Raw genomic sequence first — 9166 nt, forward strand, 5'->3', positions numbered from 1 at the left:
AATAGGGGGATGAATACGATGACAACAATAAAATTATATCCAACAGTAGTATCTTTAGCAACAAACACAAACACAGACCCCTACAATGGAGGTCATCATAAAGGATGGGATTACCTTGACAACCTCAAAGTAGCAAATGGTACAGCTTACTGTAGACATGAAAGCTATGTAAGTCCGTACCCTCTTGCAAGTAACTCACACCCTGATTATCAACAATACATGATAGCAACCAGTAGTGGTTCAAACCATACTCCAGCACCATTGGAGTTTGGATTTAATTTCAGTAGTTTACCAAGCAATGAAGAAGTAGCAAGAATAGTTGTACATTACAAACAACAAACATTCCTAAACAATGGTAAAACCATAAGCATTAACGGAGCAACATGTTCATTAATTAATGCAGGAAATGGGGAAGTACAAACTGGTAGTAAAGTAACAACAACACTAACAGAACAGATACACACATTCTACGATGTTACAAGGAGCAGTTTACAAAACAGTAGTTTCAAGATAAAACTAGCATATCCTAAGAATACTGCAGAAACACCAGGGCAACTGATTATTCAAAACTTCTACATTGAAGTAATAACTGCTAAGACCATGACAAAGTATCCACAAAAGATACAAATCACACCAGGATACACATGTGGAGGAACAGATAACCAGTACAAGTGCTGGGATTACTTAGATAATTTGAAAACAAGTAATGGTATTGCATATTGTAGACATGAAAGCTATGCAACACCAGACAATCCTGACCGACATTACATAGCAGGAAAGAATGGTACATACAAACAACCTGCACCATTAGACCTTACCAATTTTGGATTCAATTTTGGAAGTGACATTGTAATAGAAAAAATAGAAATCGGTTACAAACAACAGAAATTCATCAACAATGGATACTATCCAATGATAGGTGCTCCAAAGCTAACAATACTGAACACCAGCAAATCAGCAATAAACGGTCAAAGAGAAGTAACCAGTAGTTTACAGGAATCAAAAACAACAGTATCAGGAATAAGCACTACACAAATCAACAGTTCAAACTTTGGTGTAAGACTTGCATATCCTGCAAACACGGCAACAACACCAGGAAGAATAATACTTCAAAACTTCTATGTGAAAGTGTATTATAATGATACAGGAACACATTTAACCATTGATGGAAAATTTACTCCAAGCAGTAGAACTGTAGGAAATCCTACCAGTGCAACATTCACTGTCAAGAAAACCAGTACTGCAGCATACACTAGTCAAACTATCATAGACTTGCCATTAGGTATAGAAGTAAATCATGCTCTTATGCCTGAGGGAAATCTTGTAACAGAGAATAAAACACGTAATGGGTACAAATATCAACGGTGTATATGGACACATAATCTTCCAAGTGGCCAAAATGTTAGTAACCAGTTGATTTTGGATTTTGATACAACATATCCTACAAAGGATTTATCGGTAACAGATGCAACTAAATGTACAATCACAGACAAATCAACAAAAACAAGTTATACCTGTTATTTCACAGTATATGATGTACAAGTAACATTATCTACAACATTATATGAGGATAAACAAGCATTGAAAGCTGAACATCCAAGTGATTACACAGTAACTGTAAAAACCAATGATCCAAAAAAACAGATGAAAGTGCTGCACATACGGTTTGGTGAAGATGAAGAAGTTTTATATAATCTTGATGACATCAGGGCATTAAGCTTTGTGGATAGTGCAGGATTCACTACTGGTGCTTACTGGATAAAACTGGTGGATAATGGTTCACTTAATGCCACAATTCCATTAGGTATTTTCTTTGTACATTCTGGTGAATATTCTGTACATATGTGGGTATCTTACACAGATAGTAAACATGTGGGAAATGAAATATCAAAAAGTATTGTAGTGCTTAGTACAAACCTTGGAGTACTTTGTTACAGTAGACTTGAAATCAAGGATTACTGGACTGAAGCTATGTGTAATGGAATATACTATACTCTTGGTACTCTTGTTAAGACTACTTTAAACAATCAGGATTATACTATCTCTGATTATGGTAATAATTATAGAGTAGGTATTTTTAATAGTAGCAGTGAGTATGTAAATTCTGATGATTTCCTTGAACATGTTATATGGTGTAATAACATGGCTACTTCTACTGCAAAGGAAGTTCTAGTGAAGTTCAAGTACAATTCCAGTAATCCTTTGTATATAGTATATAGTCATGGTTATACTGGTGACCCTGTTAGTATGAGAGTTACTTTTAATTTCAGTGAACATCTTCTTGTTGAAACTAGCTTATGGGGTACTGTTAATGGTATTGGTCATGCTTTATGGCCTACACAAGCTTTGCTTACTGATGGAAATAATTATGCACGTGCAAGTATGGTTCCAAGTATTCCTGAACTAATTCCTGCTACGGTATGGGATTGGGATGATGGAGGATTGTTAAATACCAATATCAGTATTCTTGGTATGGAAGTACAATTTGATTATATTACAACTGATACAGTAGTTGTAGAATGTGAACTATACATTGATAAAAACAAGCGTGGTAAAAGACAGGTAACACTTACAAGTGGTGAGGGTGTAGCTAGTGTTGGAAGCGTTTATGACCTGTTTGGTTTTACACCAGGTGAATTAATAGATCGTACTAATGAAAGAATTTATCCTTTTGAAATCAGAATTAAAGTACTTAATATGTATTCTAACAGAGCATACATTAACATTAATAATGTGAAAGCAGTAATTGATTACATCACTCGTACAAAGTGTGGTTACGGACTAAGCATTGATGGAGAAAGAGGAGAAGATTACGGAATACTCATAACAAAGGTAGTGCACCACAGAGGTACAGAAAATGAAACAAGTTTGTACCACGTGGAAGGTACAGATACCACAGTAGTAAACCGTGTAAACATAAACACCAAAGAAGTAGAACTAAGCATAAGATTACCAAACTGCAGCATAAAAGATGGAAGATACCAGGTAGATAAGGTAGTTGAACTGTTCACAAATACAAGAGAATTACATAGTAACAAACCGATACCAAAACAGTTAATATTTGATCACCTTGATGACAGATACTATGAAATAGTCAGAGTAAAAGAATTTGATGACAAATATGTAGGTAACAGTTACTATGCAGATATAACATTACTTGTACCGAGTGGAACAACATATGATGTATCTGATACAATTAGTGGACCTGATGGGTACAGTCCAAGTAGTATTGCTGTTAGTCCAAAAATAGTCTACATGGCACAAAGAGCAGGAACAGCAATAATAATGGAAGAGGAACTGGAACAAGTACTAATAATTACTACTCCAAGAATATTGAAAGACAGTAAACTTACAATAGATAATGCAAACAGAAAGGTTTACCTTGGAGATACAACAGACATCACAGAATATGTTGACTTTAACAGTACATGGTTTAAACTACGAGGAAACTACAGTTTCTCAAGTGATACTGGAAAAATCCTTGAAGTAAGTTATAAAGTAAGGAGAGGATAAACGTGGTAAATGATTTAAACATTATTGTACTGGATTACAGGGAAACCGTGATAAAATGGTTAAACCCTGAACTTTGTGAAATAGTAGAAACCAGTAAAAAAAATGCTTGTAGAAAAATAGAAGTAACCTATCCTTACGAGGAAGAACTAATTATGGAAGATGATACCTTATGGTATCAGCAAGGGAACAAGATATTTGTTCCCTCCATAAATGGTATTAAATCCTGTTTGTACGTGATTAACACCAGTTATGAAATTGATTTTTGGAAAAAAAATACAATAACCTTTGAAGCAGAGGAAATAATTACGGAACTGAATAATGATGTATTGTATTTCCCTGAAAACAGTGTTATAACCATTACTGAAAACCAGTTGGATGAATGGTTTGGTGGATACTATGATATACTTGGAATGGATTCTCTTACTTCCAATCGTAAACAAGTAACACCTGAGGGTATAATGACTTATATGAGTTTACTTAGAATGATTGAAGAACAAACTGGTAGAATCTTCCTTACCTCTTATGAAAATGAGGGAAATAAAATTAACAGGTCATTATATCTTGCTAATCCTGATGATGTTAGATTTGTAAGTGATACTGATACTCTTGACTTGAATTATAACCTTGAAAGTTTAGAATTTACTAAGAGTGAAGAAGATACTTATAATGCAATGGCACCAATATTCAGTAACACTAACACAGTAAGTGCTGAAGAAGTGAAAGAATTAGGTAACAAAGTATCAGCACATATTGTGAGTAATGCAGAGCTAAGAACAGAAAACAGAGTAGATAAACAGTATCAAAATCTTGTAGATTCATTATATTCTTCACTTGAAGAAGGAGAATATATTAGTGGTGATCTTCCTGGTGCAACCAGTAGTAAATCCAATGAGGAACTAATACAGGAATGGCTTGATTATGAAGTAGTAGAAGGCCAAGTAATACCAATGATTATTCAACAGGATGAAGAAGGTAACACAGTCAGTACTGCAAACTGGAATGCACCCTTTGAAAAATCAAAAGGAGAATTATACATTAAATTCAATGGTATAAATCAGACAGATTATAATGTAATATACCCATACAATGAAAGTAAATCTCCACCAAAATACAAGGTGGGAACAGAAAACACCAATGAAACACTTGTTGAAGCAATATATAATGAATTAGCATTATCATTACTAAACAAGATTACTCCTGACTATGAACTGGAAATTGAAGTAAAAGACATACAACAGTTACTGGGATTAGACAATCTTGGATACCAGTTACATGAAAGTCTCCAGGTAAGAGTACCAAACTTCAATTATTTTGTTCCATGTAGAATAACAGAAACTACAAAGAATCTTCATCATCCTGGAGAAAACAAGATAAAAATAGAAACTGAAGTAACAAGCATATTTGACCTTCAGGAAACTGTGATTGATAGTGAAAACCGTATAATCAGTAAAAATGATACAAACGATGTGATAGGTGGACTTCTTAAATGTGGTGATGATGCACTACCAGACCAGTACGTAGTAATGAATATTAAACTGGTAAAAGCATATAATGATGATGAAATAGAAAAATCTGGTAACATACAACAAGAAATTAAGAAGTTTGATCCATACAATGAGTATTATACTTTCTCAGAAGAACAAATTGCTAACCTTGAAAAAGCAATGAGAAATGATTATATTAACCTCGGATGGGATGAAGGACCATATGAATACAAGTTAAGAGATATTACAGGTACTGTATACAGTGTACCTCAATGGTGGTGTGCCAGTATATACTATGCAAGAAACCAGATATACAGTAACAACGAATCTGCATTTGGTGGAAATGATGATAAAGCACTAGGTAAAGGATTCTTTGATGAAACCGTACATGTACATTATTATCCTAATGCTGAACAAATACTCAAACTTGGAATAGCATACTCTGAGGAAAAGAAATATTATGCAGGAATGTTCTATGCTTATCATGAAATGATTAGTTCAGAATTAGAACAAAAAACAGGTGACCCAGTATATATCCCAAATGTTGTTAGTAGTGAACGACAAAATGGTCCAACATGTCTACCAGCTAGTATAAGTAATATTACCAGTATTTTTAAGGATTATCATACAGAATATGAACTTAGTAAATTGATGGGAACTACTAGCACTGGTACTTCACGTAATGCTGCTAATAATGTTATGGAACAAATTGGACTAAAAACTACGATAGTGGAAGCAACACTTGACAATGTTATAAAGTATGTTGGCCGAGGGGTATGTGCAAGTATTGATATAGATGTGTCAAAACTTGGTGAAGAATACTACGATGGATTTTATAACACATACGAAGAAAGTGGTTATCATGCCGTTATAATCTATGACTGGTATTATACAACTAGTTCACAAAACCTTAAGGTTGGAATATTGGATACTAACATACCTGTTTTTAATCCACATTATACGGCTCTTTTATCACCTACTACAGATAATTATGTTCCATGGAATGTAATCCAAAATGCCATAAATTCAAGGTATTATGAGGGTAACTGGATTGTTGCTCCACCAGGAGTTAACGGACACATGACTATTGTTGAAGAAACATCCAAAAATCTTGCTAACTATGAAGAAGTAACTGGTTCATATGTTATTACCCCAAGCTTTGCACCTGAAATAAGTACTTACAAGTTTGGCCTTGATGCTGTTAATAATACTGTGAAAAACGTATTACATGCAATATGTGATAGTAACATCAATATTGATATTATGAGTAGTAGTGACAGTATTGAAACAGAAAATAGTGTTAAACTTGAAAACATTAGTATGTGGTGGTTAAGAGCATTAGCTTATGCTGCAGCTTATTATTATCAAAGTCATGATACTGAGAAAACAAGCAACTTGTTAATTGAAGCTAGTTCTAATAGTGAAAGTATGAAGTATTATGAACACTTTAACCGTAGTATTGATGTTGTGGGGGATTATGATTGGTTTAGTCCTTGTTATCCTCAGGGAGATAATATTTTTGGATATATTGTAAGTACCTTATTGTTTGAGTTAGGTCTTTGTTACAGTCCTGCAGACTTTGTTAATACTGGTGGATATAACAGTCTTAGCAGTATTGGTAAGAAAGTAGTTGATAAAGCAGGTAAAACTTCATCATCTGAAAATTATCTGAACATGTTTACCGTAAACTTATCTCAGGAAAACATTACTAAATACTTGAAGAAATCTGCATATCATGACAGTTATATGACTACGGTAGCTCTTGTTTATGCACAGAGTACTACATTGAACACTACTGCATACAAGAAACAAGATTATTATCCTGTATTATTGTATAATAAGAACGGTTCTAATGTGGATTATATGAACATATTGGCAAGAGGTAACAGTATTACTAATCGTTATAATACAAAGTCCGTTGATGCTACAGATGTAACACCTTATGGTACAACCAGTATCAGTAACTTGTTATCATGGCATAATAGTATAAGTTCATCACTTCAAGCAGGTGATAAAGGTATGATGTTAGTAATCAGTTATTACTCAAAAGAAGAACTGGAGGCATTATAATGGTATATCCTGATAAACTTGATAAGAAAAGACCTGTTTATATTGCTATGGATTATACAAATAATCGTAATAATCAAATACTGAATACCATTGTTTCCACGTTGAAAAATGGTGGAGTAACAAACATAAAAAGAACTGCAATAGGGCCTAACAAATTGTATGAAAATATTTCCAAAGTGTATTATGCAAATCTAACCGATGCGATTATTATTAATATTGCGAATGGAGTAGATCCTACCAATATACTGGAAGTAGGTTTATGGTCCAAGTATTTACCTGCCAGTTGTTCAAATCTTAACTCTGCTGATAAGGGTGGAAATGATAATAGGGGTAGATATGTTCGTGAAAGAGGTAATGATGTAGTATTGGCATTCTTTTATGATGCATGTGATTTCACACGAAGTACTGGTACTTGTTATAACAGAATCAAAACAAGAAATCCAAAAACAGATGTTCCAGATGGTGGAAGATGGCCTAAAACAGAAGGTTACAAACCGATAGATTACTGTCGAGATAACAAAATCTATGTGGTCAATAGGAGTAGTAATCAGCATAACAATCCAGAAAATGCAGATTATACTGGTGAAAAGATAGGTGCTGCAATATTAGGATTATTTGGAAGTGGAAGTACAACAACAACCACTACTGATAACACAACAACTACTGATAACACAACAACCACTACTGATAACACAACCACTACAGATACAACAACCGTACCAATGCCAACCACCACAAAGACAATAGTATCCAAAACAATAACCAAAGAATACACATCAGCATTCTATGAAAAAGTATACAAACTAAAAACAGACCGTAACGGAGCATTCAACCTATTACACAAATTACCATACAGAGGAGAATACAAAGTAACAATCAAGTATGGTGGAGACAAAACCCATAACAGCACATCAAAAACAGTAACAATAAAAAACTACAGTAACAAAAGCAATGTATTCCATGAAGAATTACTAAGAACAATCACAACAACCAAATATAGTGATAACACAGTAAACACAGTAGAAACTGGTAAAAAACCAAACACCAACCACCTAAAAAGAGTAATAACAACAGAAACCTATGAAAACAACAAAGTCAAAAACACAACAACAAAAGTACTCTACATGGAAGATGTACTGAAAGAAAAAGAAGTTACTGTAACAGAAAATCCACTTGATAATTCAGTTCTTCCATCAGATACACCAGTAACACCAACCACCATAGAGGGCAGTCCTTTTTCTAAGAAAATAGCAACCGTTGGTGGAGTACCTAATGTTAATGCAATGCAACATGGTAATAAAAAGTTTGTCATGGTTACTGGTGGAACATACACTTTAACAGAGAATCAATATCGTAAAGTGTTTGAAAGAGATAGTAAAATGATGCAACTGAACAATTATAAAACACCACGTTATATTGCTTTTGAATGTGAAACAAATGATAAATGGAACGTTGTAGAAAGAACTGTATGGAATGCTGTAGAAGAAAGTATTTACTATTACATGGTTGGTCATAATGGGGCAGCATGGCCTGCAAGCGTCACTATTGATTTCACAAATCATAAAACCAGTCTCGCTGGAAAAACTGTTAATTGGAAAGGTGCAACATGTTTATACCATTTTGTTTCAGATCATCAAAACTGGGAATACAGTTGTGGTAATACAAGTGCGAGTGTTTGTACTCAAATATTACACCATTACATCAGTGAATGGAGATTCAAAAACGAATATGGTCAATATGTAGGTCCAGCTACTATTGTGAGCATGCTTAAAAAATATAACATGATGGGTGTTACAACAAGTGCTGGAAGGTCTACTGCAATTAGTTGGCTTCAAGCAGGCAAACCTTGGGTATGGCACAGCGATAATCATTATTTTGCTATTTGTGATGTTAATGATGCAGGAACACGTATTCTTGTTTCAAACAGTGCCTATGGTAGCTCAGGAATACATGGAAGCAATAGTGGTAACTGGGGATTGAATACTGGTTGGAATGGTGCAACAAGCACAGCTTATCACGGTGGTGCTTATGGAGCGCATGTTAAAGTATCACTTAACTGGGTAATTAGTGAAACTGAAAAGACTAATCTTAATAATTTC

The 9166-nt window shown here is 34.2% G+C and carries 3 protein-coding genes; all 3 read left to right on the forward strand.

Annotation, left to right across the window (positions count from 1 at the left end):
- The first annotated feature begins 18 nt into the window (after positions 1 to 18).
- Positions 19 to 3513, forward strand: coding sequence for a hypothetical protein (locus tag QZZ11_RS08900; protein ID WP_292475453.1), 3495 nt, complete (start codon positions 19 to 21; stop codon positions 3511 to 3513).
- 2 nt (positions 3514 to 3515) lie between these two features.
- Positions 3516 to 7067 carry a hypothetical protein gene (locus QZZ11_RS08905; protein WP_292475456.1) on the forward strand — a complete coding sequence of 1184 codons (3552 nt, stop codon included), beginning with the start codon at positions 3516 to 3518 and terminating at the stop codon, positions 7065 to 7067.
- Positions 7067 to 9166: hypothetical protein (locus QZZ11_RS08910; RefSeq protein WP_292475459.1), on the forward strand; the 2100-nt coding region annotated here is incomplete at its 3' end. The genes QZZ11_RS08905 and QZZ11_RS08910, both read left to right, overlap by 1 nt.

This window comes from Methanosphaera sp. (assembly GCF_016282985.1).
Lineage (GTDB): Archaea > Methanobacteriota > Methanobacteria > Methanobacteriales > Methanobacteriaceae > Methanosphaera.